The sequence below is a fragment of the Haloarchaeobius marinus genome, from assembly GCF_051207415.1.
In the GTDB taxonomy this organism is placed as follows: Archaea; Halobacteriota; Halobacteria; order Halobacteriales; family Natrialbaceae; genus Haloarchaeobius.
Map to the genome: position 1 here is coordinate 170,534 of NZ_JBPKGD010000001.1, position 24,240 is coordinate 194,773.

General features: G+C 67.8%; 23 protein-coding genes and 1 tRNA gene. 15 read left to right on the top strand and 9 right to left on the bottom strand.

What is annotated here, in order from left to right; genetic code table 11:
• Positions 1-245 precede the first annotated feature (245 nt).
• The 6 genes from ACSC1W_RS00935 (at position 246) to ACSC1W_RS00960 (ending at position 10,285) form a co-directional block, all read left to right on the top strand.
• Positions 246-4,130 carry a COG1361 S-layer family protein gene (locus ACSC1W_RS00935; RefSeq protein WP_435344591.1) on the top strand — a complete coding sequence of 1,295 codons (3,885 nt, stop codon included), beginning with the start codon at positions 246-248 and terminating at the stop codon, positions 4,128-4,130.
• Between the two features lie 2 nt (positions 4,131-4,132).
• Complete coding sequence (locus tag ACSC1W_RS00940; RefSeq protein ID WP_435344593.1) at positions 4,133-6,598, top strand: efflux RND transporter permease subunit; 2,466 nt, start codon at positions 4,133-4,135, stop codon at positions 6,596-6,598.
• Positions 6,599-6,715: 117 nt separating this feature from the next.
• Positions 6,716-8,119 carry an MATE family efflux transporter gene (locus ACSC1W_RS00945; protein ID WP_435345988.1) on the top strand — a complete coding sequence of 468 codons (1,404 nt, stop codon included), beginning with the start codon at positions 6,716-6,718 and terminating at the stop codon, positions 8,117-8,119.
• Between the two features lie 45 nt (positions 8,120-8,164).
• Positions 8,165-8,237 (top strand) — tRNA-Arg (locus ACSC1W_RS00950).
• A 455-nt stretch (positions 8,238-8,692) separates the two neighbouring features.
• Complete coding sequence (locus tag ACSC1W_RS00955; RefSeq protein ID WP_435344594.1) at positions 8,693-9,349, top strand: helix-turn-helix domain-containing protein; 657 nt, start codon at positions 8,693-8,695, stop codon at positions 9,347-9,349.
• A 114-nt stretch (positions 9,350-9,463) separates the two neighbouring features.
• Entirely contained in the window at positions 9,464-10,285 is an 822-nt protein-coding gene (locus tag ACSC1W_RS00960) for a LolA-like protein (RefSeq protein ID WP_435344596.1), read from the top strand.
• Here ACSC1W_RS00960 and ACSC1W_RS00965 read toward each other — a convergent pair.
• Positions 10,280-10,759 (bottom strand): deoxyuridine 5'-triphosphate nucleotidohydrolase, encoded by a 480-nt coding sequence (locus tag ACSC1W_RS00965; RefSeq protein ID WP_435344598.1) that lies wholly within the window; start codon positions 10,757-10,759, stop codon positions 10,280-10,282. The genes ACSC1W_RS00960 and ACSC1W_RS00965 overlap by 6 nt on opposite strands.
• A gap of 268 nt (positions 10,760-11,027) precedes the next feature.
• Between ACSC1W_RS00965 and ACSC1W_RS00970 the strand changes: the two genes are divergently transcribed.
• The 8 genes from ACSC1W_RS00970 (at position 11,028) to ACSC1W_RS01005 (ending at position 16,425) form a co-directional block, all read left to right on the top strand.
• Entirely contained in the window at positions 11,028-13,001 is a 1,974-nt protein-coding gene (locus ACSC1W_RS00970; protein WP_435344600.1) for an aconitate hydratase, read from the top strand.
• A gap of 65 nt (positions 13,002-13,066) precedes the next feature.
• Positions 13,067-13,558 (top strand): HPP family protein, encoded by a 492-nt coding sequence (locus ACSC1W_RS00975; protein WP_435344602.1) that lies wholly within the window; start codon positions 13,067-13,069, stop codon positions 13,556-13,558.
• Positions 13,555-14,025 (top strand): ribosomal protein S18-alanine N-acetyltransferase, encoded by a 471-nt coding sequence (gene rimI, locus ACSC1W_RS00980; RefSeq protein WP_435344604.1) that lies wholly within the window; start codon positions 13,555-13,557, stop codon positions 14,023-14,025. Before ACSC1W_RS00975 ends, rimI begins: the two co-directional genes overlap by 4 nt.
• Before the next feature lie 41 nt (positions 14,026-14,066).
• Positions 14,067-14,489, top strand: coding sequence for a DUF5810 domain-containing protein (locus tag ACSC1W_RS00985; RefSeq protein WP_435344606.1), 423 nt, complete (start codon positions 14,067-14,069; stop codon positions 14,487-14,489).
• A gap of 24 nt (positions 14,490-14,513) precedes the next feature.
• On the top strand, positions 14,514-14,927 hold the full coding sequence (locus ACSC1W_RS00990; RefSeq protein WP_435344607.1) for a DUF5809 family protein: 414 nt from the start codon (positions 14,514-14,516) through the stop codon (positions 14,925-14,927).
• A gap of 36 nt (positions 14,928-14,963) precedes the next feature.
• The gene (locus tag ACSC1W_RS00995; protein WP_435344609.1) at positions 14,964-15,344 is read left to right on the top strand and encodes a hypothetical protein; all 381 of its coding nucleotides are present in this window, start codon (positions 14,964-14,966) and stop codon (positions 15,342-15,344) included.
• Positions 15,337-15,879: an NUDIX hydrolase gene (locus ACSC1W_RS01000; RefSeq protein ID WP_435344611.1), complete on the top strand. Its 543-nt coding sequence runs from the start codon at positions 15,337-15,339 to the stop codon at positions 15,877-15,879. The genes ACSC1W_RS00995 and ACSC1W_RS01000 overlap by 8 nt, the downstream gene beginning before the upstream one ends.
• Before the next feature lie 168 nt (positions 15,880-16,047).
• A complete protein-coding gene (locus ACSC1W_RS01005) occupies positions 16,048-16,425 on the top strand; it encodes a rhodanese-like domain-containing protein (protein ID WP_435344613.1) in 378 nt (125 codons plus the stop codon).
• Between the two features lie 71 nt (positions 16,426-16,496).
• On the opposite strand, the gene yciH is transcribed toward ACSC1W_RS01005, so the two are convergent.
• From yciH to ACSC1W_RS01030, 5 genes are all read right to left on the bottom strand, one after another.
• Positions 16,497-16,790 (bottom strand): stress response translation initiation inhibitor YciH, encoded by a 294-nt coding sequence (gene yciH, locus ACSC1W_RS01010; RefSeq protein ID WP_089733931.1) that lies wholly within the window; start codon positions 16,788-16,790, stop codon positions 16,497-16,499.
• A gap of 74 nt (positions 16,791-16,864) precedes the next feature.
• Positions 16,865-19,147 carry a transglutaminase TgpA family protein gene (locus ACSC1W_RS01015; RefSeq protein WP_435344615.1) on the bottom strand — a complete coding sequence of 761 codons (2,283 nt, stop codon included), beginning with the start codon at positions 19,145-19,147 and terminating at the stop codon, positions 16,865-16,867.
• A 31-nt stretch (positions 19,148-19,178) separates the two neighbouring features.
• Positions 19,179-20,183, bottom strand: a complete 1,005-nt coding sequence (locus tag ACSC1W_RS01020) for a DUF58 domain-containing protein (protein WP_435344617.1) — start codon at positions 20,181-20,183, stop codon at positions 19,179-19,181.
• On the bottom strand, positions 20,183-21,175 hold the full coding sequence (locus ACSC1W_RS01025) for an AAA family ATPase (RefSeq protein ID WP_435344619.1): 993 nt from the start codon (positions 21,173-21,175) through the stop codon (positions 20,183-20,185). The genes ACSC1W_RS01020 and ACSC1W_RS01025 overlap by 1 nt, the downstream gene beginning before the upstream one ends.
• 212 nt (positions 21,176-21,387) lie before the next feature.
• Positions 21,388-21,666 (bottom strand): DUF7573 domain-containing protein, encoded by a 279-nt coding sequence (locus ACSC1W_RS01030; protein WP_435344620.1) that lies wholly within the window; start codon positions 21,664-21,666, stop codon positions 21,388-21,390.
• Positions 21,667-21,738: 72 nt separating this feature from the next.
• Between ACSC1W_RS01030 and ACSC1W_RS01035 the strand changes: the two genes are divergently transcribed.
• A complete protein-coding gene (locus ACSC1W_RS01035) occupies positions 21,739-21,990 on the top strand; it encodes a DUF8024 family protein (RefSeq protein ID WP_435344622.1) in 252 nt (83 codons plus the stop codon).
• Here the strand turns inward: ACSC1W_RS01035 and ACSC1W_RS01040 are convergent.
• The 3 genes from ACSC1W_RS01040 to ACSC1W_RS01050 all read right to left on the bottom strand — a co-directional run bounded on the left by ACSC1W_RS01040 (position 21,950) and on the right by ACSC1W_RS01050 (position 24,231).
• On the bottom strand, positions 21,950-22,921 hold the full coding sequence (locus tag ACSC1W_RS01040) for a 5,10-methylenetetrahydromethanopterin reductase (RefSeq protein ID WP_435344623.1): 972 nt from the start codon (positions 22,919-22,921) through the stop codon (positions 21,950-21,952). The genes ACSC1W_RS01035 and ACSC1W_RS01040 overlap by 41 nt on opposite strands.
• Positions 22,914-23,675 carry a coenzyme F420-0:L-glutamate ligase gene (locus tag ACSC1W_RS01045; RefSeq protein ID WP_435344625.1) on the bottom strand — a complete coding sequence of 254 codons (762 nt, stop codon included), beginning with the start codon at positions 23,673-23,675 and terminating at the stop codon, positions 22,914-22,916. Before ACSC1W_RS01045 ends, ACSC1W_RS01040 begins: the two co-directional genes overlap by 8 nt.
• A gap of 67 nt (positions 23,676-23,742) precedes the next feature.
• Positions 23,743-24,231 (bottom strand): metallophosphoesterase family protein, encoded by a 489-nt coding sequence (locus ACSC1W_RS01050; RefSeq protein ID WP_435344627.1) that lies wholly within the window; start codon positions 24,229-24,231, stop codon positions 23,743-23,745.
• Between the last annotated feature and the right edge of the window lie 9 nt (positions 24,232-24,240).

Here is a 24,240-nt window from a genome sequence, read left to right on the forward strand (position 1 = left end):
GGCGAAGTCTTCCCTTCTCGCGCTCTCGTCCGACGCTCCCCGTAGCCGCAGGTATCGGTCCGTTACCGGCCATGAAACGCGGTCCTACCCGGTTCCGTCCCGTGGTCCGGGGGCAGGTAACTCGTCTCTGCCGACGTGTATTCGCTCCAATACAAAGGACCGCGTCTGCGTGGAGTCTGCACGTCTATGCGTGGACCCCGTACTAGCGGTCGCGCTACTGGGGGAGACGAGGTGGGCACCCCCGGATGAGTCGCCGGGTCGCGGTCCTGGTGTGTCTGCTAGTCGTCGCGGCACCAGCCACCGGTCTCTACGTCGGGGCGCTGGACGTGACCGGCGACGGGTCTCCGTCCGGGGACGACGGGTCGAGTCAGCCGATGGCGACCACCTGCGACGACGACACGCGGTCGGGGAGGACCAGCGAGTCCTGTTCCCGACCGACGGCCACCACGCAACCGGCAACCAGTCGGTCCGGGACCCAGCGGCCCGACGACGGAACGCCGTCCGGGACCGTCTCCTTCGAGATATCGGACGTGACCAGCGACCTGCGCGTCGGGGGCAACGGAATCATCTCGGGTGCGGTGACCAACCACGCCCCCGCCGACGCCGACGAGGTCGTCGTCCGCATCGTCGACGCGGGCGCCGGACTCCAGCCACTCGAACGGACGCCAGCCGTCGGGAACCTCGACGAGAACGAGACGGAGCGCTTCGAGTTCCCCGTCCGCGTCGCCCGCAACGCGACCCCCGGCGAGTACCAGATCACCTTCGTCGTCGAGTACCGGAACGGATCCGGCGACCGGGTCGAGAGCGAGCGCCGGACGGCGACGGTGGAGGTGGACGACGCGGCCGAGGTGTTCGAGGTGACCGACGTGGAGACGACCGTCCAGGTCGGGTCGACCGGGAAGCTCCGGGTGACCCTGGAGAACACGGGCGAGGAGGACCTGACCGACGCGGTCGTCTCCGCATCGTCGCTGAACCGCGACTTCCTGTTCGGGCAGTCCCGGAACGCGACCCGATACGTCGGCGACTGGGACGCCGGCGAGGAGCGCACCGTCGAGTTCTCGGTGACGACCTCGAACCAGTCCGTCACCGAACCGTACCCCGTCGACCTGGCCGTCGACTACCGGACCGAGGACGGCCAGCGACGGGTCGCCGACGACCTCCGGATCGGCGTCAGTCCCCGGAGCGAGCAGCGGTTCGTGGTTCGCGGCGTCGACGGCGACCTGCGCGTCGGGGCCGACGGGACCATCGAGGGTGACGTGACCAACCGCGGCCCCGACGACGCCGAGGAGGCCGTCATCCGGCTCGCGAGGGCCGAGGGCCCGATCCAGCCCCGACAGCAGGAGGCCGTCCTCGGCACGCTCGCCGCCGGCGAGACGGAGGGCTTCGAGTTCCCCGTCACCGTCGCGCCCGACGCCGAACCCGGGACGTACCAGGTCGCGTTCGTCGTCGTCTACCGGGACGACGAGGGGAACCGACTGACGAGCAGGGAACTGACGGCGACGGTGGAGGTGGACGACGAGGCCGAGGTGTTCGAGGTGACCGACGTGGAGACCAGCGTCCAGGTCGGCGAACGCGGGACCGTCCGGGTGACCCTGGAGAACACGGGCGAGGAGGACCTGACCGACGCCGTCGTCACTGCGTCGTCGCTGAACCGCGACTTCCTGTTCGGGCAGTCCCAGAACGCGACCCGGTTCGTCGGCGACTGGGACGCCGACGAGGAACGCACCGTCGAGTTCTCCGTCAGGGCGACGAACGACTCCATCACCGAACCGTACCCCGTCGACCTGACCGTCCAGTACGAGGACGAGTCGGGGACCGAGCAGGTGGCGGACGACCTCCGAATCGGTATCCGGCCCCGGAGCGAGCAACGCTTCCGCCTCAGCGACACCGACGGCACCCTCCGCGTCGGCGCCGAGGGGACCATCGAGGGCGAGGTGACCAACCGCGGACCACAGACCGCCGAACAGGCCGTCCTCAGAATCGTCGACCCGCCGGAGGGAATCGATCCACAGCGGTCGGAGTACGCCCTCGGCGACCTCGACCCCGGCGAGACGGAGGACTTCGAACTCCCCGTCCGCGTCGCCCGGCAGGCCCGGGCCGGCGACCGGCAACTCCAGTTCGTCGTCGAGTACCGCAACCGCGACGACGACCCTCGACGGAGCACGCCCCTCCTGGGCACGTACGACGTCGACGAGTTCCGGGACGACTTCGAGTTGCAAGACGTCGACTCGGACTTCCAGGTCGGGGAGGACGGGACGATAACCCTCGAACTCGAGAACACGCTCGACGAGACCATCGAAGATGCGGTCGTTACGCTCCAGTCCGAGAGCGGCGAGGTGCTCGTCGGTCGCCCTGCCGACGGCCGGCTCGATGGAAACCAGAGTCGGGGCGCCCGGTTCGTTGGCGAGTGGGAACCCGGCGAGACCGAGGAGGTGACGTTCACGGTCGCGTCGACGAACGTCACCGAGACCCAGGAGTACGCATTCATCGCGAGGGTCGCCTACGACGACGAGAACAACAACCGCCAGCAGAGCGCCCCGTTCAGGTTCGGACTCACGCCCGACGACGAGCAGACGTTCTCCCTCTCGGACGTCAGCGCCGACCTGCAGGTCGGCGACGACGGGACCGTCACGGCGACGGTGACCAACGAGGGCCCCCGTGACGTCCAGGACGCCGTCGTCCGCCTGACGAGCGAGGACCCGGACGTCATCGCACAGGTGTCGCAGTACCCCGTCGGCGACCTCGAATCCGGCGAGTCCGCAACCATCGAACTCCCCGTCAGCATCGCACGGGACGCGAAGGCTATCCCCCGGCAGTTCTCGTTCGTCGTCGCGTACCAGACCGGCGACGACGAACCGCGCCAGAGCGAGACGCTCTCGACGCAACTGGACGTCGACGAACGGGTGGCGGCGTTCCAGATCGTAGACGTGGACTCGTCGGTGCAGGTCGGCGAGGACGGGACGCTCTCCGTCACGCTCGAGAACACCGACGCCGCCAACGCCACCGACGCGGTGGTGACGCTGCGGACGCAGAGCGGCGAGTTGCTCGTCGGCCGCGCCCCGAACGGGAGTCGGTTCGTCGGGTCGTGGCCCACCGACGCCGAGCGGACCGTCGAGTTCACGGTCTCGAGCACGAACGTGACGGAGGTCCAGCAGTACCCCCTCTCGGTCGCGGTCGACTACGAGGACGAGGACGGCGACTCCCGGCGCTCGGAGGCCCAGACCTTCGGCGTCCAACCGCTGTCCGAGCAGGACTTCGCGCTGGCAGACTTCGACAGTACGCTCCGGGTCGGCGAGGAGGGTGCCGTCTCGGGGACGGTCACGAACGTCGGTCCGGGGACCGCCTACGAGGCCGCCATCGAGGTGACGACACAGAGCGAGTCCGTCATCATCCAGGAGGCGGAGATTCCCCTCGGAACGCTCGAACCCGGGGAGAACGCGTCCTTCCGGATTCCAGCCGAGGTCGTGGCCGACGCGGAGGAGACGGACCGCCGGCTCACGTTCAGGGTCGTCTACCAGAACCAGGACGACGAGGACCGCCGGAGCAGGACGCTCGTCGCGGCGGCGCCCGTCGCGCCCCAGCGCGACGCGTTCATCGTCCGACCGGGCAACGTCACCGTGACCAGCGGCAGCACCCGCACTATCACGCTGTCAGTCACGAACAACCGCGACGAGACGGTCCGGAACGTGAACGCGAAGGTGTTCGCGAACGAACCGCTGTCGGTCCCCGACGACCAGGCGTTCGTCTCCTCGCTGGCACCCAACGAGACCGTAGAGTTACGCTTCCGGGTCTCGGCGGCCAGCGACGCCGTCGACAAGGACTATCCCCTGTCCATCGACTTCCAGTACGACCGTCCCGACGGGGCGACGGAGCTCTCGAAGACGTTCAGCGTCCCGATAACCGTCCAGGAACCGGCTGGCGACGGGTTCCCGTGGCTCCCGTGGTGGGTCTTCCCGCCGGTGATCCTGCTCGCCGTGCTCGTCGCCGGCGTCTACCTCTGGCAGCGGTCGGACGAGGCCGACTCCTGGTCTGACACCCTGCCGTGGGTCGGCGAGGAGGAGACGGATGGAGACGAGGAGGCGACGACCGGCGACGCCGACGGGACCGGGACAGGGGACGGGGGCGAGTAGCGGTGTCGCGCGTCGACGACGCCACGAATCGCGTCGCCGACCTCGTCGTCGAACGGCCGGTCGCCATCGTCGTCGCCTTCCTGCTCCTGACGGTCGTGTTCGCGGTCGGCCTCGGGAACATCTCGACCGAGGCGGGCACCAGCCAGTTCACCGAGGACAGTCCCGCCCAGCAGGCGTTCGACCGGGTGAACCGCGACTTCGAACCGACGTTCGAACCGGACGAGGGGACGACGCAACTCATCCACCGGTCCCAGAACGTCCTCTCCCGGCGTGAACTCGTCCGGATGCTCCGCATCCTCGAACGCCTTGAGGACCGACCGTCGCTCCGGGTCGCCTCGACGACCAGTCCCGCCCGCACCGTCGCCCGGACGCTCGACCCGAACGCGACGACCCTGGACGCGGAGATTCGGGCCGTCGAGGACGCCACGGAGGGCGAGATAGACCGGGCGGTCCGGCGCGCCACGCGCCAGTCGCCCGGGTTCTCCGCCGCGTTGAGCGAGGACTTCAACCGCGAATCCGCCAGCGCGTCGGCGTCGATCTCGGTCGTCCGGCACCGCATCCCGGCCGGACTCAGCGAGACGGCGGGTGCCGGCGGGACCAGTCCGCTGACCGACATCCAGTTACGGACAGAGCGGGTCGTCGAATCCGCGGGTGGCGACGTCGTCGTGTTCGGGTCGGGTATCCTCTCCGAGGAGTTCTCGAACATCATCGGCGACTCGTTGCTCATCGTCATCCCGGCGGCGCTCGTGCTCATCCTCGTCTTCCTCGTCGTCGCGTACCGAGACCTCGTGGACCTCCTGCTCGGACTGGTGTCGCTCGGCATGGCGCTCGTCTGGACCATCGGCTTCCTCGGCCTGGCGAACATCGCGTTCACACAGTTGCTCATCGCGGTGCCGCCGCTGCTGCTCGCCGTCGGCATCGACTTCGGCCTGCACACCATCAACCGCTACCGCGAGGAACGGGTGACCGACACGGGCGTCGAGACGTCGATGCGGGTGGCGGCCCGGCAGTTGCTCGTCGCGTTCGGCATCGTCACCACGACGACCGTCATCGGGTTCGCGTCGAACGCGACCAGCGGCCTCGCGCCCATCCGCGACTTCGGCATCGTCGCCGCCATCGGCATCGTCTTCACGTTCCTCATCTTCGGCGTCTTCCTCCCGGCGGCGAAGGTGCTCGCGGACCGGTTCGTCGCGAAGACACCGATTCCGCAGTTCAGCCAGCGTCCCCTCGGGAGCGAGGGGTCCGCGCTGGGGTCCGTGCTCACCGTCGGCGTCGTCATCGCCCGCAGGGGACCCGTCGTCTTCCTCGTCCTCGTCGTCGCGCTCACCGCGGCCGCCGGGTACTACGGCACCGGCGTCGACACCTCGTTCTCCGACGAGGACTTCCTCCCGCCAGAGGACATCCCCGACTTCCTCGAAGCACTCCCCGAACCGTTCGCCCCCGGCGAGTACACCGTGACGGCGACGACGAACTTCCTCGAACGCAACTTCGCCGCCGCCGAGGACGACACCATCGTGCTCTACGTCGAGGGGCCGATGCGCCAGAACGACGCCCTGGAGATGATCCAGCGCGCGAACCGCGACCCGCCGGAGTCGTTCGTCACGGAGAACCGCGAGGCGCGCTCGGAGAGTCTGCTCGGGGTGATCCGCCAGTTCAGCGGGCAGTCCGAGTCGTTCCGCCGCCTCGTCGCCCGGAACGACCCCGACGACGACGGCATCCCCGAGCGGAACCTCGAACGGATATACGAGGTCATGCTCGACTCGCCAGTCCGTGACCAGACGCTCCGGTACATCACGCCGGACTTCCGGAGCACCCGCGTCGTCTACACCGTCGAGGCCGACGCATCACAGTCCGAGATAACCGACGACGCGCGCGAGCAGGCCGACAGGTACCGGTTCGAGGCGACGGCAACGGGTTCAATCGTCGTCTTCCAGGACATCGCCGAGACCATCCTCGCGTCGGCCATCCGGAGCCTCGTCATCGCCTTCGCGCTGACGGCGGTGTTCCTCGTCCTCGTCTACTACCTGCTCGCCGGTCGGCCGTCGCTGGGCGTCGTCAACCTCGTCCCCATCGCGGTGACGCTCGCGCTCATCGCGGGGTCGATGCGCCTGTTCGGCGTCCCGTTCAACGCGCTCACCGCGACCATCCTCTCCATCACGCTGGGCCTCGGCATCGACTACTCCGCCCACATCGTCCACCGGTTCGTCGACGAGTTCGAGAAGTCCGGCGCCGTCGTGCCGGCCATCTCCGAGACCGTCCGCGGGACCGGTGGCGCACTCACGGGGAGCATGCTCACGACGACGGCCGGGACCGGCGTCCTCGTCCTCGCCATCACGCCCGTCCTCGGACAGTTCGGCCTGCTCACTGCACTCAGCGTCTTCTACTCCTACCTGACGGGCGTCGTCGTCACGCCCTCTGCGCTCGTCATCTGGGCCCGGTTCGAGGGCGTCGACCTGTACGCGGACTGATGGCCGACCGCCGCTGGCCGGGCCGTTTCAACAGATTCAATGTACCGTGTTTCGTTTCGAAGTTCAGTGAGTCCCCGGCCGTCCGACAGCATCACGGAGGGCGGACTGGTGCGACCGATGTTCCGCCTCGCCTGGCCCATCGTCGCCCTCCAGCTCCTCCAGGTCACGTACAACATCGCAGACACGTTCTGGCTCGGTCAGTTCGACACCGACGCGCTGGCCGCCATCAGCCTCGCGTTCCCCCTCATCTTCCTGCTCATCTCGCTCGCGGGCGGGTTCACCGCCGCCGGGAGCATCCTCGTCGCGCAGTACACGGGGGCCGACAGCGACAGGTCTGCCGGGCGCGTCGCCGGACAGACCCTCTCGTTCGTCTCCATCCTCGCCGTCGGACTCGGCATCGTCGGCTACCTCCTGACCGAGGACATGCTCGCGGCCCTCCCGAGTCAGGACGAGACCAGGGAGGCGGTCATCCCCCTCGCCGCCGACTACATGGAGGTGTTCTTCCTCGGCATCGTCTTCATGTTCGGCTTCTTCGTCTTCTCGGCGCTCATGCGCGGGTACGGGGACACGAAGACGCCGATGCGGGTCATGCTCGTCAGCGTCGCCCTCAACGTCGTCCTCGACCCCATCCTCATCTTCGGCATCGGGCCCGTCCCCGAGGCCATCACCGGCATCACGGGTGCGGCCGTCGCCACCGTCGTCTCGCGAGGGCTGGGGTCCGTACTCGGTGTCTACGTCCTCTTCGGGACCGACGCCGGTCCCGACGTCCGACTCGAACACCTCAGGCCGGACCGCTCGGTCGTGCGCGACATCGTCGAACTCGGCGTCCCCACGGCACTCGAACAGTCCGCGAGCGCGTTCGCCATGGTGACGCTGACGGCCATGATCGTCCAGTTCGCCCCGCCCGTCGTCGCCGCCTACGGCCTCGGCAACCGCATCGCCTCGCTCATCTTCCTCCCCGCGATGGGACTGGGGAGAGCCACGAACACGATGGTCGGCCAGAACCTCGGCGCCGGCAACTCCGACCGGGCCGAGCGTGCGGTCTACCTCGCGGCGGCGGTCAGCGCCAGCATCCTGCTCGTCGTCGCCGTCGTCGTGTTCCTCGTCCCGGACCTCCTCGTCAACGCCTTCGTCGACGAGAACATCGAGGACGCCGCCGCCACCATCGCCAACAGCGCCGAGTACATCCGCATCCGGACCGTCGAGTTCGCCTTCATCGGCATCCTCCAGGTCGTCCTCGGTGCCTACCGGGGCGCGGGCAACACCAAGACGGCCCTGGCCTTCTCGCTGGTCACCCTCTGGGTCGGTCGCGTCGCCACCGTCGGCTACCTCGCCTTCGACACCGTCCCACTCCTCGGCATCGCCGGGGCCGGCCTCGGTTCGACTGGGTTCTGGATCGGTATGGCCTCCGGGAACGTCGTCGGTGCCGTCCTCGCGACCCTCTGGTTCACCCGGGGCACCTGGAAGGACGCCTACATAGACGACGTCCCGACGGCGACGCCGACCGGCGGCGACGAATGAGCGGTTCACAACCGTTATGTCGTCGGGTCGGCTATCGGTAGCCGAGGGCCCGTAGCTCAGTGGACAGAGTGCTTGGTTCCGGACCAAGATGTCGCGGGTTCAAATCCCGTCGGGTCCGCTCGTTCGCGCTCCGCGCGAACTCGCTCCCCCGACGACCTCACGCTCGCTTCGCTCGCGTGAGTCCCGTCGGGTCCGTTTTCCTGCGAACGACGTGAGCAGTGACGGTGCGCTTGCAGGACTCCCACCGGGTTGACGTCCCGTCTATCGGCCCGGGCACGAACTGCATGCTAGTCGTTCACAGCATTGACAATACCGGTCGTTTCAATCGAACGGGTGCTGTTCTCGTTCGAACGGTGGGGAGGACGAGTTACTGTCCGAATTGTTGCCATTAGTCCGCCCGCGTGGGAAACGGACGACGCACGCCCGTGGCCTGTATATACATGCACTATCGCTATATACGTCACCGGTGGAGCGAGTAGTAGTGGTCACACCTACGTCATATCCAGCGAAGAGCAGTAGGGTGTCTCGGCCGGTAAGATTGATGTCAGTGGGGTACCAGAACTAGCCACTCACATGTTCGTTCGGTACCATATCGATTCTACCCTCCTCGGTCACGCAGCCTCTTCAGCACCGGAGATGCAGGTTACGATAGAGCAGATAGACTCCACGCCATCGGTCTCCCTCCGACTCGTCTTCTGGGCTCGCGGCAGTGCGTTCGATGCCTTCGAGACGGGACTGGAGGCCGACCCGACGGTCGCCGACGCGACGGTCCTCGTCGACGACCGGAGTCGCAAGCTGTACCGGGTGGTCTGTTCCCCGGGGACGCCGATCACCGAGGTGTACGAACGGTCCGTGGAACTCGACGGGGTGATGCTGGAGGCGACCAGCGACGGGGTCGGGTGGACGCTGAAGATGCTGTTTCCGGACCGCGACGCCTTCGGCGCGTTCCGCCGGGCCTGCGAGGACGCCGGCCTGTCGACGACGGTCGAATCCATCCACAGCGGCGACGTCGACCGGTCGTCCGCCGACGCGGGCCTCACCGGCGCGCAGCGGGAGATCCTGTCTCGTGCGGTCGAGGTGGGCTACTTCGACATCCCCCGCCAGACGACGCTGCGCGGACTGGGTGAGGAGGTCGGGGTCTCCGGACAGGCGGCCTCCGAGCGACTCCGGCGGGGGATGGAGACGCTGGTACGGGAGACGCTCTCGAAGGACCTCGACCTGGAGGAGTAGGCGGCGACGTGGGCCGGGTCCCGGTCGACGTCCATCGGGGGCGCGACCGGCGACCGCGGACCAAAAAGGTTGTAGCAACGTGGCTGCAACCCTCGGCCGAACGCCCGACACGCAATGTCCAGAAGGAACCACGTCCTCGTCTCGCTCTCGCTCGCCCTCCTCGTGAGCCTCGCCGGTTGTGCGACGTTCACTGGTAGCACCGACGGCGGCGCCGGTGCCGGCGCGCAGCAGGGAGCGGAGATACGGAACGACGTCGTCAACGAGATGGAGTCCGTCGAGTCCTACAACTTCTCGATGGTCACAACCGTCTCGTTCGGTGAGAACGAACAGGTGACCGAATCGAACGGGACGGTGAACGTGACGGCCCAGCGGATGGTCACCGAGAGCGTCACCACGGTCCGGACCAACTCCTCGCAGAGCAAGCTCGGGTCGACGACGTACGTCTTCGGCGACCAGCAGTGCCTGAACCTCGGCGGGGACTGGGACCAGTCGACCGTCGACAGGAGTCCCTGGCGGACCGGCGCGAACATGAGCGTCCAGCAGGAGTTGCTCAACCAGTCCGACGCGCGTCTCTACAACGACACGCTCGACGGGGAGGACGTGTACGTCATCGAGGTCAGGCCGAGCCAGGAGGCCATCCAGTCCCTGCTCGCCGGGAGTGAGACGGACGTCGAGTTCCAGGACGTCACCTACCGGCAGTACGTCGACAGGGAGGACGAGCGCCTCCTGCGGTCGACGATGAACGCGACGTACTACGTCAGCGGTCGGCAGGCCAACCTCTCGGTCACGATGACGTTCTCGGACTACAATACGACCGAGCCCATCGAACTCCCGGCGTCGGCCGTCGGAACCGCGGACGACCCCGGCCCCTGCTACGGGATGACGACGGCGAACACGACTGACACGACGGACGCGTCCGTCTACCCCGCGCTATAGGTTCTCGTTCTGGTAACTCCCGTCGTACTCGCCCACGTGCTCCGCCTCGGACAGGACGAACTGGGCGATTCGTGCCCCTGCTTCGAGTTCCACGTCGTGGTTGACCTGCAGTAGTCCCTCGCCGCGGCCCTCGTAGCCGGCGTCCCAGACGGCGGTGTTCAGCATGCAGGAGTTCCGCATGAGCGACGACCGCGGGTAGACGAAGCCGACGTGCCCCTCTGGGACGTGGATGCGTTCCCCGTACCGGACGACGTAGCCGCCGGGTTCGAGGTAGTACGTCGGCGGCGCGTCGTCGGCGTACTGCTCCGCCTCGACCTCGCTCCGGTCGCCGACCTTTTTCCCGTCACGGCCGATGCGACCGGGTTCGCGTTGCTCGAAGACGGCGTCGAGCGTCAGGTCGACGCCGTTGGGCTGTACCTGGTCGTCGCGAAGGGGCGACAGCTGTTCTGCGACGAACGCGCCGGAACGGAACATACGCGACACTCCAGTCGGAATGGAATGTAGCTTGCGAGTTCGAGTCGGGCGGGCGCCACGTCACCGGCGCTCCAGGAGCCGGATGACTGTTGCCAGTGACGGCCGTCACCGGTGCCGACGCCGACCGACGGACCACCACGTGGGGGACGACCGGTCACTCGCCCGGCAAACATTGCACGAATCGACAGGAGAGACGGCGAATTCTGCACGGTCTTCTATCCACAAACACGCGGGATTTATGGTCGCGGGTAGCTGATTTCCGGACGCTATGGGACAGACTCTTACCGAGAAGATTCTCGAGGACCACCTCGTCGAAGGTGAACTCGAGACAGGTGAGGAGATCGGAATCGAGATCGACCAGGTCCTGACCCAGGACACGACGGGGACGATGGTGTGGCTGCAGTTCGAGGCGATGGACCTGGACGAGGTCCAGACGGAGATCGCCGCACAGTACTGTGACCACCAGACGTACCAGTTCGACTTCAAGAACACGGACGACCACCGCTTCCTGCGGTCTGCAGCGGGCACCTACGGCGCGTACTTCTCTCGCCCCGGCAACGGTATCTGTCACAACGTACACAAGGAGAACTTCGCCGCACCGGGCAAGACGATGCTCGGGTCGGACTCGCACACGCCGACGCCGGGTGGCCTCGGTGAACTCGCCATCGGAGCCGGTGGCATCGACGTCACCGTCGCCATGGGCGGCGCACCGTACTACATCGAGATGCCCGAGGTCGTCAACGTCCGACTGGAGGGCGAACTCCCCGAGTGGGCGACAGCGAAGGACGTCATCCTCGAACTGCTTCGACGCCTCACCGTGAAAGGGGGCGTCGGCAAGGTGCTGGAGTACACCGGTCCGGGCGTGGAGACGCTCTCGGTCCCAGAGCGGACGACCATCACCAACATGGGTACCGAACTCGGTGCGACCTCCTCCATCTTCCCGACCGACGAGAAGACCGAGGACTACCTCCAGCGCCTCGGCCGCGGCGAGGACTACGAGCAGGTCGCCCCCGACGAGGACGCCGAGTACGACGACGAGATCGTCGTCGACCTCTCCGACCTCGAACCGCTCATCGCCACGCCGTCGATGCCCGACAACGTCGTCCCCGTCCGCGAGGTCGCGGGCGAGTCCGTCGACCAGGTCATCGTCGGTTCCTGTACGAACGGCGGCTACGAGGACATCCTCCCGGCCGCGAAGATGCTCGAAGGCCGCGAGACCAACAAGAAGACGGAGATGATCGTCGCACCCGGTAGCAAGCAGGCCTCCGAGATGCTCGCTCGCGACGGGTGGGTCGCCGAGATGATGGCCGCCGGCGTCAACTTCTCCGAGGCGACGTGTGGTGCCTGCATCGGCATCGGCCACGTCCCCGCCAGCGACTCCGTCTCCCTGCGGACGTTCAACCGGAACTTCGAGGGTCGGTCGGGTATCGAGGACGACTCGGTGTACCTCTGCTCGCCCGAGGTCGCGGCCGCAGCCGCCATCAAGGGCGAGATAATCGACCCCCGGGACCTCGCCGACGAACTCGGCGACCTCGAGGCACCCGGCTTCGAACTCCCCGACGAGTACGACGGTTCCAAGGCCGACCTCATCGCGCCCGACGAGGCGGTCGACGACGAACTCGTCAAGGGCCCGAACATCGGCGACGTCCCGCTGAAGGACCCCCTCGACGAGGAACTCGAGGGCGAGGCGCTCCTGAAGATGGAGGACAACATCACGACCGACCACATCATCCCCGCGACGCAGGACATCCTGATGTACCGGTCGAACGTCCCCAAACTCAGCGAGTTCACCCTCAGCCGCGTCGACGACACCTTCCCCGAGCGCGCGCTCGACGCCGACGGTGGCGTCCTCGTCGCCGGCGAGAACTACGGCCAGGGCTCCTCGCGTGAGCACGCCGCGATGTGTCCGATGTACCTCGGCATCGACGCCGTCTTCGCACAGAGCTTCGCACGCATCCACAAGGCCAACCTGTTCAACTTCGGTATCGTCCCGTTCAACATCGACGAGGACACCTACGAGAAGCTCGAACAGGGCGACGACCTCGAAGTCGTCGACGACATCCGGGAGGGCGTCGACTCCGGTCAGGAGGAGTTCACGGTCAGCGTGAACGGCGACTGGGAGTTCACCGCCACCCTCGACGCCTCCGAACGCGAGCGCGACATGCTCTCGGTCGGTGGCAAGCTCCCGTGGACGAAGGAGCACGCAGAGGGTGGGTCCGGCGCAGCCCCCGCCGACGACTGAATCCGACGACCGACCTCGTTTCTTTTCGACGCGCTCAACACGTGCGAGCGGAAAGCACGTCCCTGATGGTTGCACACTGGAAGCACTCGTTCGCGGGGGTCCTGCTCGCCGTCCCCGCGGTCCTCGCCTGGGCGTCGGGCGCGGCGTTCGTCTTTCCCAGCCTCGGCCCGACGGCGTTCGTCCTCGCCAGCGGGGACGACCCCGGGCCGCGACGGGTGGTCGGTGGCCACGTCGTCGGGGCCGTCGCCGGCCTGCTCGCGTACTGGGCAGTCGCGCCCGGACTCGTCGTCCAGACCGCTGCAGCGCCGTTCGCCGTGGGGCAGGGACGCATCGCGCTCGCTGGCGTCCTCGCCGTCGCGGGCACCGCCGTCGGGATGACGACGACCCGGACCGTCCATCCGCCGGCCTGTGCGACCACCCTCATCGTCTCGCTGGGACTGCTCGCGTCGGTCTGGAACGTCGCCGTCCTCGTCGCCAGCGTCGGCCTGCTCTACGGGACGTTCCGTGCTGGCACCCACGTGATTGATAGTCACGCCAGCCCAACTCACTGGACGTGACGACCGTGGCCCCAGACGCGGCCGACGACCTGACGATTCGGCAGGCCGAGCAGGCCGACCTGCTCGCGGTCTTTCGCATCGAGAAGGCCGTCTTCCAGCAGCCGTGGCCGTTCGACGCCTTCCAGCGGTTCCTCGGCGAACCGGGCTTTCTGGTCGCGACGGAGGACGGGAAGGTGACCGGGTACGTCGTCGCCGACTGCATCCCGAACCACGGCCGCCCGCTCGGCCACGTCAAGGACCTCGCCGTCCACGAGAAGTGTCGCGGCCGGGGCATCGGAAGCCGACTGCTCGCGCGCGCCATCGCGACCCTCACGTCGATGAACGCGACGTCGGTCAAACTCGAGGTCAGAGAGAGCAACGAGCCGGCGCTCTCGCTGTACCGGGACTTCGGTTTCGAGGCACTCCGTCGCGTCCCACGGTACTACGACGACGGCGAGGACGCACTCGTCATGGTCCGGGACCTCTGAGAAGCGCAAGGGCCTTTCCGGGCGAGCGCCTGGTCTCGACCATGGGATACGCGTGTCCGGTCTGTTCCGTCCCCCACGCCGACGCCGAGCACCTGGCGAACCACCTCGCGTTCACCGCGATGCTCCACGGCGACGAGCACGAGGCGTGGTTGAACGAGTACGCACCCGGGTGGGAGTCCTCCAACCCGGCAGAACTCGGCCCCACCGTCGCAGCGGCCGTCCCCGAGACCGAGTTCGAGCAGGTCTTCGATGATACGGCCGGCGGTCACGACCACGACCAGCAGCGGTTCGAGGACGCCGTCGCCGAGCAGGCGAGCCACCGCGGCCGTGGGGCCAGCACCGCCACCGGTCACGAGGACGTTCTGGAGGAGGCTCGCGAACTCACCCGGCAGATGCACGAGGAAGCCGAACGCAGTGGCGAGAGCGAGGACGGTGAGGCGGCGTCCGACACCGAAAACGAGTAACGGTCGGCGCCCCGGGATACAGCCATGCACACCGTCGGACACCTTCGTCCGGAGACGCAGGCGACGGCGAACGAGGCGTACGAGTCGGCCGGACCGACCGCACAACTGGTCGTGAAGGAGGTCGCGAAGTCGATGGGGTTCGACCGCGAGGAGTACCGCGGCCGCGTCGACGCCGACGTCGTCGAGACGGCGAGAGACGTCCTCTTCGCCGCGAAACTGGCGGTCGACGTCGGGACGCGCGAGGAGTACGACGAGTGGCGGGCCGGTTTCGACGGCGACGTGTACGAGACCGGGAGCGAGAACGTGGACAACGTCGTCTGGCACGAGGCGCCCTTCGCCGGCGAGGCCGTCGCGGCGACGTTCCAGAACGAGGAGGACGCGGCCGTCGGCACCCTTCGACGGCAGGCCTTCGGTCGCATCTACCGCGAACACCTGTGACGAAACCCCCTTACTCGGTCGGTCCCAAGCGCGACCATGCGACAGCGCTATCTGCTGGTTCTGGTCGGCATCGTCGTCGCGTTACTCGCGCTCGGCGCGTTGCCGTCGCTGCTGGCGAGCGGTGACCCGTACTACGTGACCGCGACAGAGGTCGACACCGACCACGCGGCGGTCGACGTGACGAACTTCTCCGAGCGTCGGTATCCGTACACGTTCGAGGCGCTGGAGGACGGTCGGTCGTCGAGTTACTACGAGGGGCCGGTCGGGTTCAAGGGTGCGTTCACCCACTCGCCGTTCGACGAGTTCGGGGCGTTCGAGACGCGCACACCCGACGCAGTCGACGGTGACGACGTGGCGTACGTCAGTCGAAACGGTACGGTTTACCGACTGGAACTCACACAGGCACCCGATGAGTGACCGAGCCGACTGGGAGGTGCTCGAATCGGTCGCCGAGTACGAGACCGGGTGGTACACGGGCGGGTACGACCTGGTCCGGCAACCCGACGGTAGCGAGAAGCGCTACTACTGGGCGGAACTCCCGCCCGCCGCCGTGATCGTCGCACGCACCGACGACGAGGTGCTGTTCGTCGAGCAGTACCGGCCGACCATCCGCGAGACGCAACTGGAACTTCCAGCCGGTGTCGTCGAGGACGGCGAATCGTTCACGACGGCCGGCGCACGAGAACTCCGCGAGGAGACGGGCTTCGACCCGGCGGGCGTCTCTCTCCTGCAGGAGTACTGGTGTTCGACCGGCGTCCTCCGGCACCGGCGAGGCATCGTCTTCGCGGAGGGCCTGGAACCCTGCGAGCGCGAACTCGACACCAACGAGTTCCTCACCGTGACGGCGGTGCCCGTGGAGGACGCCGTCGAGACGGCCCGGGCGCAACCGACGAACGACGCGACCATCGAGGGGCTATTGCTCGCGTCGGAAGACGGCTTGCTTCGTGCGTAGGGCGGACAGGCGGCGCTGTGTCGCCCGCGCCGGTGCGCCACACACCCGCCGAGTTCGACGCGGGGCGGTCGTCACGTCATCGCCGACGCTGGCCGCCGCCTCGTACTTGAACCCTCGCCCCGGCGCGGTCCAGCACCCTTACGTTCGCCGAGGCGTTGCTAGGGAACGATGGACGGCGAGATCCGACCCGCGACGGTCAAGGAGCGACTCGACGACGGCGACCTGCTCGTCGTCGACATCCGGCCGCCGAAGGCGTTCGACAGCGGACACATCCCGGGGTCGACGAACCTCCCGTTCCAGCGCCTGGCGGTCGAGGTGGAGCGGGTCGCCGGCCACGACCACGTCGTGACGGTCTGTCCCCACGGCAAGGCGAGCGTGCAGGCGGCCCGACTCATCGCGTCCTACGAGGGGTTCGACGGCACCGTCGAGAGCATGGCCGGCGGCCTCACGGAGTGGGAGTGGGAACTGGACCGTGCCGACTCGACCGGCGACCCCGACGAGGGCCCGACCGCGGGTGCGGGGTCTGGCTCTGACGCACCCTTCTAGCTTCTGCGGTGGAGTCGAGTGGCTGTCGCTCGGTGACCGGTCCGTAGAGAAGGCGTCGGTCCAGCCGTCGCTCAGGCGACGTTGAACCCGCGCTCGCGGAGGAAGTCCTCGATGCGGCCCGAGTGATTACCCTGCAGTTCGATGTGGTTGTCTTCGACGGTCCCCCCACAGGCGAACTTCGACTTGAGGTCCGACGAGAGGCTATCGAGGTCGACGTCTTTCGCGTCGAAGCCTTCGATTACCGTTACTTCCTTACCGTATCTTCGCTCGTCAATGCGGATTGTTATCTCGGTATCTCCCTTGGCAACGTCCTCGCAGACGCAGAGTTCCTCGGGCAATCCACACGTCGAGCAGACTTCCGACATTACAAGTCGGACATACGAAATCGCCATATTAAACACTATCGGGTGTGCGCGCAACAAATCAAACCGCGACGGGCTCAGGAACCGAGCCGACGGAGTAGCGGTGTGTTCGCGCGCACGATGGCGTCGACGAGGTCGACCGCTTCGTCGGCCTCGGCCCTGCTCACGCCGGGTCCGTACACCGCCTTCTCGTGGAGGGCGACCACCCGGTCGGCGCGCCTGTCGACGCCGGACACCGACAACCGCCCGACGTACTTCTGTGGTGACTCGCTCGGTTCCCGCTCGCGATAGCGCCGTTCGAGCAGGAGTTCGAGGCGCTCGACGGCCCGTACGACGTCCGTCTCCGGGTCGCGCTGGGTCCCTTGCCAGCGCATCTTCGCGGCCCGGTGGACCGCCCGTGTCGCACCGGCACGGTGGGCGCTGGCGACCAGACCGACCATGGCGACGAAGCCGAAGGCGACGTACCGCTGTTGTTCCGGCGTGAATCCGGTACCGCCGGTTCCGCCGGTGCCCGGTCCGCCGGCGGTCACCCCGGGAGCGGTCCCGTTGTACGTTCCGCGGTTCCCGGTGGTGAGACCGATGTTCGGGTTGCGGAACGTCCGGATGGGGTCTACGGGGTCGGACGTCCGTCGATTGGTCGGAATCTGCGTCGTGGTCGTCAGGGGCGCGTCCGCGCTCCCGTCGACGTCGACCTGTCCGCTGTCCCCACTGTTGCGGGCATCTTCGATGCTCTGTATCTCGGCTTCGGTCCGTGGTCCGCCCGGCGTCGGGTCGAAGCGGACCCAGCCGACGTCAGGGAAGTACACCTCGACCCAGGCGTGCGAGTCGAGCCCGCGGACGACCCACTGGTTCTCGTCGACCTGCTGGCCGGGCGTGTAGCCGACGACGTAGCGCGCCGGGATGCCCTGGGAACGGAGCATCATCGTCATGGTCGACGCGAAGTAGACGCAGTACCCCTCCTCCATCTCGAACAGGAACGACTCGGCGACGTTGCCGTTCGGCCTGGTCACGTCGAGCGAGTAGCCCTTGTTCGATTCGAGGTACTCCTCGATGGCGACGGCCGTCTCGTAGGGGTCCTCTGCCCCCGCCTCGTCGACGATGGACTGCGTTCGCGACTCGAACTCGTCCGAGAAGTCGGGTTGCTTGTCGTCGGCGAGGTAGATCTCCTCGACCCGCGTCGGATAGTCCGTGCCGGCGGCCCGGAGGTCGTCCTCGTCGGCCGTCGGCACCTCACTGATGACCCGATAGGTGTCGTTCGGCTGGAACGACACCGTCGGCTGGAGGCCGCCGTGGCCGTTGACCTCGGTGTACTCCTGCACCTGTCCCTCGACGCGGACGGGCTGGTTCGCGGCGGGCATCACCCGCATCCGCGAGTGCATCCGGACGAGCTGTGAGACGCGTTCCGTCTCGCCGGGTGGCGAATCGAGTCGCCCCGAGTAGGCGACGGCACCCCCCGTCCGCGTCCACGACCCGCCCGTGAAGCGGTCGTAGATGCCGACGCGCCAGTACTGCGGGTCGTCGGCCGTCACGGTGAATCGAACCTCGGGGGAGAGTTCGATGGAGCCCTGGATGGTCGTCTCGCCGGGCGAGTTCGTCAGGCTCCCCTCGACGGTCGACGGACTCCCCTCGACGAGCCGGAGCGCCGACCCCGTGAACGGCAACTGGATGGCCGACGCGATGAGCATCAGCGTGAACAGGACCACGAGCACGTCGGCCTGCATGATCGACCCGTCGCGGTGTTCGAGTTCGCCGAAGCCGACCATCGCGATGCCCCCGAGCGTCGCGCCGAAGAGCATCCCGCGCTGGAGCCAGCCCTGACTCCCGAGAACGGTCGTGGCGTCGCCGGTCAGGACGAGGACGAGGAACGCCAGTCCACCGACGACCGCCGCCCAGATGTACCGGCGACGGAACGCTAGGTACCACGAGAAGAACGCCGGGGCGGGAGCGAACCCGAGCACCCAGAGGTGGGCCTCCTTCAACCGGAGGATGGTCAACCCGGTCAACAGGGCGATGGAGTCGGCGAGTATCTTGTCCCACGCCTGGACGAGTAGCTGCAGTCCGTTCGGCGTCGAGAGGATGTACGTCCCGTAGGAGACGACCAGTAACCCCGCCGTGAGGAGGGCGGCGGTCCGGGTCGAGATGAGCCTGGAGAGGACGGCCGCGAGCGCGATGGAGCCCGTGACGAGCACCAGGAGCGTCGTCGACCCGCCGAGCGTCAGCGTCAGTTTGTACAGGACGGTGACCCAGGTGGCGGTCAGCATCGCCAGTCCGGCCAGGGCGAACAGGCGGAACCACTCGACGGTCCCCCGTGTCTCTGCCTCGTTCGTCGCCCGGTAGGCGGTGGGCGTGCCGGTGCTCATCGACCCACCTCCCGGCGGTTTCGGTGGGCCGTCATGCCGCCACCTCGCCGCCCGGCGGGACGTCGTCGCCGACGAAGGTCTCGAACGGAACCTCGTGTCCCGGCAACCGGACGCTCACCCGGGCCTCGTCGCTGGCGGTGATGACTACGTCCGCATTCTCGCGGTAGTGGTCCGGCACCTGCCCGGGACCTACCGTCGCGAGCTGTCTGAGCAACCGTTCGCGCTGGTCCGCCCCTGCAGCGACGTCGAGTTCGCCGTTCGGCGATGCGAGACCGACCGCGATGCCGTTGTCGAGCAGGTAGAGCGCGATGCTCGCGGCGGCCTCGGCCATCTCGTCGTCCCAGCCCTCGGCCGCCTCGGCGGCGATGCGGACGTCGCCGAGGTCGTTCTCCGCGAGGAACTCCTTGACGACGAGGTCGTCCGCCGGGCGCTTGGCGCTGGACTTCCAGTGGACGTCTCGCAGGGAGTCGCTCCGGTCGTACTCCCGGAGCCGGTCGAACTCTTCGCGGTTGGTGTCGAACGCGCCTTCGGGGAGGAGGTTCAGTTCGTGCCGGGTCGACCCGGTCAGGGTGTACACGCGGGGGTAGACGAGGACGGTGTCGGGCATACTGTAGGTGTAACTTCGTTCGGCAAGACCGAGGACGTCGGTCACCGTGACCGTGAGTGGGCCGAGTTCGTGTTCGCCACGGACACGGTACTCGACGCCGTAGTCGTGTTCGGTCCGTCCGATGGTCGTCTCGAACTCGTTCCCCTCGCCGTCGACGGCGGGCGGGAGTTCGTCGTGTACCGACGCCGCGACGGGCGAGGCGACGTCGAACGTGAGGCCGACGCGCTTGCGTTCGCCGATGTGGCCCGCATCGGGGAGGACGCGCTCCACGTCGGGGCGGCCGGTGAGCACCATCTGGATGACGGCACCGAGCAGCGCGATGAACAGCGGGAGGACTATCGCGCCGAGCTGGCGCGCCCCGAACTGGACGGCCATCGCGACGAGGACGACGACGACGGCGACCGTACCGAGCCCACGTTTCGTCAGCATTATTCGACCGGGACCGTCTCCAGTGCCTCCTCTACGACCTGGATGCCCTGGTCACGCGGCCCGCTCGCCGAGAGTCGGATGCGGTGGCTCATCACGCGGGCGGCCTCCGTCTGGACGTCGTCGGGGACGACGTACCCCCGGCCGTTCAGGACGGCCCGGGCCTGGGAGGCGCGCAAGAGCGCTATCGTCCCACGGGGGGAGACCCCCAGTTTCGCGTGGTCGCGGGTGTACTCCGCGAGCCGTGTCGCGTAGTCGCGGACGGGTCGTTTGACGGTCACCTCCGAGACGGTCCGGCGGGCCTGCCGGATGGTCTCGACGTCGGTCACCGACTGGAGGGACTCTATCGGGTGGTCACCGACGACCCGGGACAGCATCTCGGACTCCTCGGACTGCGAGGGGTATCCCAGGTGCAGTTTCTTCATGAAGCGGTCGACCTCCGCGAGCGGGAGTTCGTAGGTGCGGTTCGGTTCGACCGAGTTCTGGGTCGCGATGACCGTGAAGGGCTGGGGGAGCTGACGGGTCGTCCCGTCGACGGTGACCTGTTCCTCCTCCATCGCTTCCAGCAGTGCCGACTGCGTCTTCGGCGGCGCGCGGTTTATCTCGTCGCCGAGGACCATGTTCGCGAACACTGGCCCCTCCTGGAAGTCGAACTCGCGGGTCTTCTGGTTGAACACGTTCACGCCGGTGATGTCGGAGGGGAGCAGGTCCGGCGTGAACTGGACTCGTTTGAACGAACAGTCGATGGAAGCGGCGATGGCCCTGGCGAGCATCGTCTTCCCGACGCCGGGAACGTCCTCGAGCAGGACGTGGCCCCGTGCGAGGACGGTCGTGACGACGTGTTCGATCTCGTCCGGGTGGCCGACGATGACGTCCTCGACGTTCGCGATGACGTCTCGACATACCTGGGCGGCGTCGTCGACCGGTATCGCTGATGGGGTAGTTTCGGGTCGACTCGACTGGTGCGAAGCGTCTGGAGTGTTGGCGTCCGTCATGATGAGTGCTGGCGACCGGGATCCGTCGGGTCGTATTCGACCGGAGGACTACTGTACCGAACTGTGCGAGGTAGTGGGATAGTTTTTGTGTTGCCCATAACAGCTATTTGAGTCTCTGTAAACCGGCCGCCGCCACCGAGGTTCGTTCGTCCGTGCGTCTCTGTACCGTGTCTAGGCTTGTAACGTTGCCGTGGGACCCACGACAGGTCTCGTCACCAGTCCTTGCAGTCGATGCAGACGAGGTCCGACCCGTCCCGCCAGGTCCGCTGGACGGTCGACCCGCAGGCGGTACACGACGCGCCGTCGACGACGAGACGCGACGTGGACACCACCGTCGACGCCCCTTCCTTCGACTCCGCCTCCTCCGGGACGGTCTCGTCGTCGGCCGTCTCGTCGTCGGCCGATTCGGTTTCGTCCGGTGAACCGTCGCCCCCGGTCTCGGCCGGCGAACTGCCACCGGTGAACTCCGTCAACGAAGCGTCCCGTGCCATGCTCGTGTGGACGGTGGGGACCCTCTTGAGAGCAACGGACAGACCCAAGTAGCAGCACTCGAACCTTCGGATATGACCAGTGTCGAGATACCGTCTATCGTCTTGCAAGCGACCGACCCCGTCTCGAACGTCACCGACGTGGTCGAAGCGTTCGGTCAGGTCGTCAGCAACGGGGACCCGCTTTCGATACTCCTGCTCGTCGTCGGTGGACTCCTGACCGCCGCCGCACTCGGCGCCTTCGGTGCCCTCACCATCGGTGCCGTCTTGAGTGGTATCGGCCGTCTCATCTCCCAAGAGCCGCCGCGAGAAGGCCGGGCGCACTGACCGGGTCCGGTCCGAGCGGCGTTCCTGCGACGAAGCTATCCGCGTAGGAGAGCACCGTCTCTACCCTCTCGGCGACCTCCGACGGCGTTCCGGCGATGCAGAACGCGTCGAGCATCGCGTCCGTCACGCCGTCGAACGCCGAGTCGAAGTCGCCCTCGCCGAGGGCTGCCCCGACGGCCGCCGCCGCGTCGGGGTCGACGTCGTGACGGGCAAGCACGGGGTCGGCAGCCCCCGCCGCGATGAACGCCACCGGTGGCCGTGCGGCCGCGCGGGCGGCGTCAGCGTCCTCGGCGACGCTCACGCTCGCGAAGGCCGCGACGTCGAACTCGCCACGCTCGGCCGGACGCTCGTCGAGTCCCTCCCGGACGCGACCGGCAGCCCACTCGAAGTCGCGCGGGTGTGAGGCGTTCAAGAGGACGCCGTCGGCGTGTTTCGCGGCCATCCGAATCATGTGGGGTCCCTGTGCCCCGACGTACACCGGCACCTCGCCGACGGGGAAGTTCAACTCCGCGCTCCGTGCGGTGAACGTCCCCTCGTGGTCGACGCGCTCGCCGGCCCAGAGTCGTCGAGCCACCTGGAACGTCTCCAGCACTCGCCGGAGCGGTCGGTCGTGCTCGTAGCCGAGGTTCGACAGCGCCGACCGGTCGCCGGCACCGACGCCGAACACGGCCCGACCGTCGGTCGTCTCGTCGAGCGTGCCGACGCGAGACGCGAGCGACACGGGGTGTGTCTCGTAGGGGTTCACCACGCCGGGGCCCACGTCGAGGTCGGTCTCTCGGGCGATGCGGTCACAGACGACGAACGGGTCCCGGTTGAAGTGGTGCGACGAGACGAAGGCGGTGTCGAACCCGGCGTCCTCGGCTGCCCGGGCCGTCTCGACGAGTTCGGTCACCGGATGTTCGGGCGTGAGTTCGACGCCGAACCTACGCATCGTCGAAGGTCCACCCCCTGAGCGCCTGACGGACGAGGTCCGAGTCGACGCCCCGGAACACGGAGTCGTGTCCGTCGTGGTCGCCGAACGACCAGTCGCGCACGACGACGACCGGCGTCCCGCCGGCACCCTCGCCGGCGACGAGGTTCGCCGCGGCGGCGAGTTCGTCGACGACGCACTGGACGGTCACGCCGAGTTCGCGGCCGTCGCGGTCGCGTTCTCCCCGCCAGTCGCGGTTGGCGTACATCCCGTCCCAGCCGATGGCGACGGCGGTCTGCCCGTGCCGGAACGGGCGACCCGACGTGTCGGTGACGACCACCGGATTCCCGTGGGGTAACCCGTCCCGTATCCGGGCGGCGCTCTCGCTGGGCCGTTCGGGCAGCAGCAGAACGTCGCTGTCGGGGACGTTCGACCGGTCGATGCCGGCGTTGACGCCGACGTGTCCGAACTTCGTCTCGGTGAGCAGGAACGGTGCCTCCAGCAGCAGTTCCGTCGACTCCTCGAGGACGGCCTGGGCGAACCTGGGATCCTTCTCCTCGCCGGAGATCGACGCCAGTCGCGACGCGATCTCGCGGGCCCGCGGGCCCGCCGGGAAGTCGGCGAGGTCCGCGAACCGGCCTTCGGTCTTCGAGACGACGGTCGAGGCGACGACCACCACGTCGTCCGGGCGGAGGTCGAACCGTTCGGTGACGACCCGTGCGAGGTCGTCTCCCTCGCGTATCTCGGGGACCTCGGGGACCGGCAGTAGCTCCATGCTCTGCCGTTCCGGTGCGCCGGATAAAAGCGCGCCGGTGGTGGAAAATCGCCCCGCCAGTCGGTCGCTACGTCGTTCGCAGGGTCACGTCGACGGTGCCGTCCTCGACGGTCGCCTCGTACATCGTCGTCTGCGTCGCCGGCCGTGCGCCGGTCGCGCTCCCCGGGTTCAGCAACCGCAGGCCGTCGTGGTCCTGGTCGACCACCTCGTGCGTGTGGCCGGAGACGACCACGTCCCCATCGTGGTCGCGCCCCGCTCCGAGAACGCGCTCGCGGTACCCCGTCTTCGGTCCCGTTCCGTGCGTGACGACGAAGCGGACGCCACCGACGTCGAGCGTGGCGACCGCCGGCAGGTCGATGGACTGCGGGTCGACGTTCCCGACGACCGCGGTGAGGTCAGTGGCGTGGGACTGGACCGTCTCGTAGGCCTCCGGCGAGTCGAAGTCACCGGCGTGGACGACGTGGTCCGCGTCCGCGACCACGTCGAGCACCCAGTCGGGGATGGCCGTGGCCCTGGAGGGGACGTGTGTGTCGCTGAGGATGGCGATTCGTGGCATACCTCTACG

Coding starts and splice junctions, on each gene's coding strand:
- ACSC1W_RS00935 (WP_435344591.1), top strand. CDS start 246: ATGAGTCGCCGGGTCGCGGTCCTGGTGTGTCTGCTAGTCGTCGCGGCA.
- ACSC1W_RS01025 (WP_435344619.1), bottom strand. CDS start 21,175: ATGACGGACGCCAACACTCCAGACGCTTCGCACCAGTCGAGTCGACCC.
- ACSC1W_RS01005 (WP_435344613.1), top strand. CDS start 16,048: ATGGACGGCGAGATCCGACCCGCGACGGTCAAGGAGCGACTCGACGAC.
- ACSC1W_RS01030 (WP_435344620.1), bottom strand. CDS start 21,666: ATGGCACGGGACGCTTCGTTGACGGAGTTCACCGGTGGCAGTTCGCCG.
- ACSC1W_RS00995 (WP_435344609.1), top strand. CDS start 14,964: ATGCGACAGCGCTATCTGCTGGTTCTGGTCGGCATCGTCGTCGCGTTA.
- ACSC1W_RS01050 (WP_435344627.1), bottom strand. CDS start 24,231: ATGCCACGAATCGCCATCCTCAGCGACACACACGTCCCCTCCAGGGCC.
- ACSC1W_RS00965 (WP_435344598.1), bottom strand. CDS start 10,759: ATGTTCCGTTCCGGCGCGTTCGTCGCAGAACAGCTGTCGCCCCTTCGC.
- ACSC1W_RS01040 (WP_435344623.1), bottom strand. CDS start 22,921: ATGCGTAGGTTCGGCGTCGAACTCACGCCCGAACATCCGGTGACCGAA.
- ACSC1W_RS00985 (WP_435344606.1), top strand. CDS start 14,067: ATGGGATACGCGTGTCCGGTCTGTTCCGTCCCCCACGCCGACGCCGAG.
- ACSC1W_RS00960 (WP_435344596.1), top strand. CDS start 9,464: ATGTCCAGAAGGAACCACGTCCTCGTCTCGCTCTCGCTCGCCCTCCTC.
- ACSC1W_RS00955 (WP_435344594.1), top strand. CDS start 8,693: ATGTTCGTTCGGTACCATATCGATTCTACCCTCCTCGGTCACGCAGCC.
- ACSC1W_RS01035 (WP_435344622.1), top strand. CDS start 21,739: ATGACCAGTGTCGAGATACCGTCTATCGTCTTGCAAGCGACCGACCCC.
- ACSC1W_RS01015 (WP_435344615.1), bottom strand. CDS start 19,147: ATGAGCACCGGCACGCCCACCGCCTACCGGGCGACGAACGAGGCAGAG.
- ACSC1W_RS00990 (WP_435344607.1), top strand. CDS start 14,514: ATGCACACCGTCGGACACCTTCGTCCGGAGACGCAGGCGACGGCGAAC.
- ACSC1W_RS00970 (WP_435344600.1), top strand. CDS start 11,028: ATGGGACAGACTCTTACCGAGAAGATTCTCGAGGACCACCTCGTCGAA.
- ACSC1W_RS01045 (WP_435344625.1), bottom strand. CDS start 23,675: ATGGAGCTACTGCCGGTCCCCGAGGTCCCCGAGATACGCGAGGGAGAC.
- ACSC1W_RS00975 (WP_435344602.1), top strand. CDS start 13,067: ATGGTTGCACACTGGAAGCACTCGTTCGCGGGGGTCCTGCTCGCCGTC.
- ACSC1W_RS00945 (WP_435345988.1), top strand. CDS start 6,716: ATGTTCCGCCTCGCCTGGCCCATCGTCGCCCTCCAGCTCCTCCAGGTC.
- yciH (WP_089733931.1), bottom strand. CDS start 16,790: ATGTCGGAAGTCTGCTCGACGTGTGGATTGCCCGAGGAACTCTGCGTC.
- ACSC1W_RS01000 (WP_435344611.1), top strand. CDS start 15,337: ATGAGTGACCGAGCCGACTGGGAGGTGCTCGAATCGGTCGCCGAGTAC.
- ACSC1W_RS01020 (WP_435344617.1), bottom strand. CDS start 20,183: ATGCTGACGAAACGTGGGCTCGGTACGGTCGCCGTCGTCGTCGTCCTC.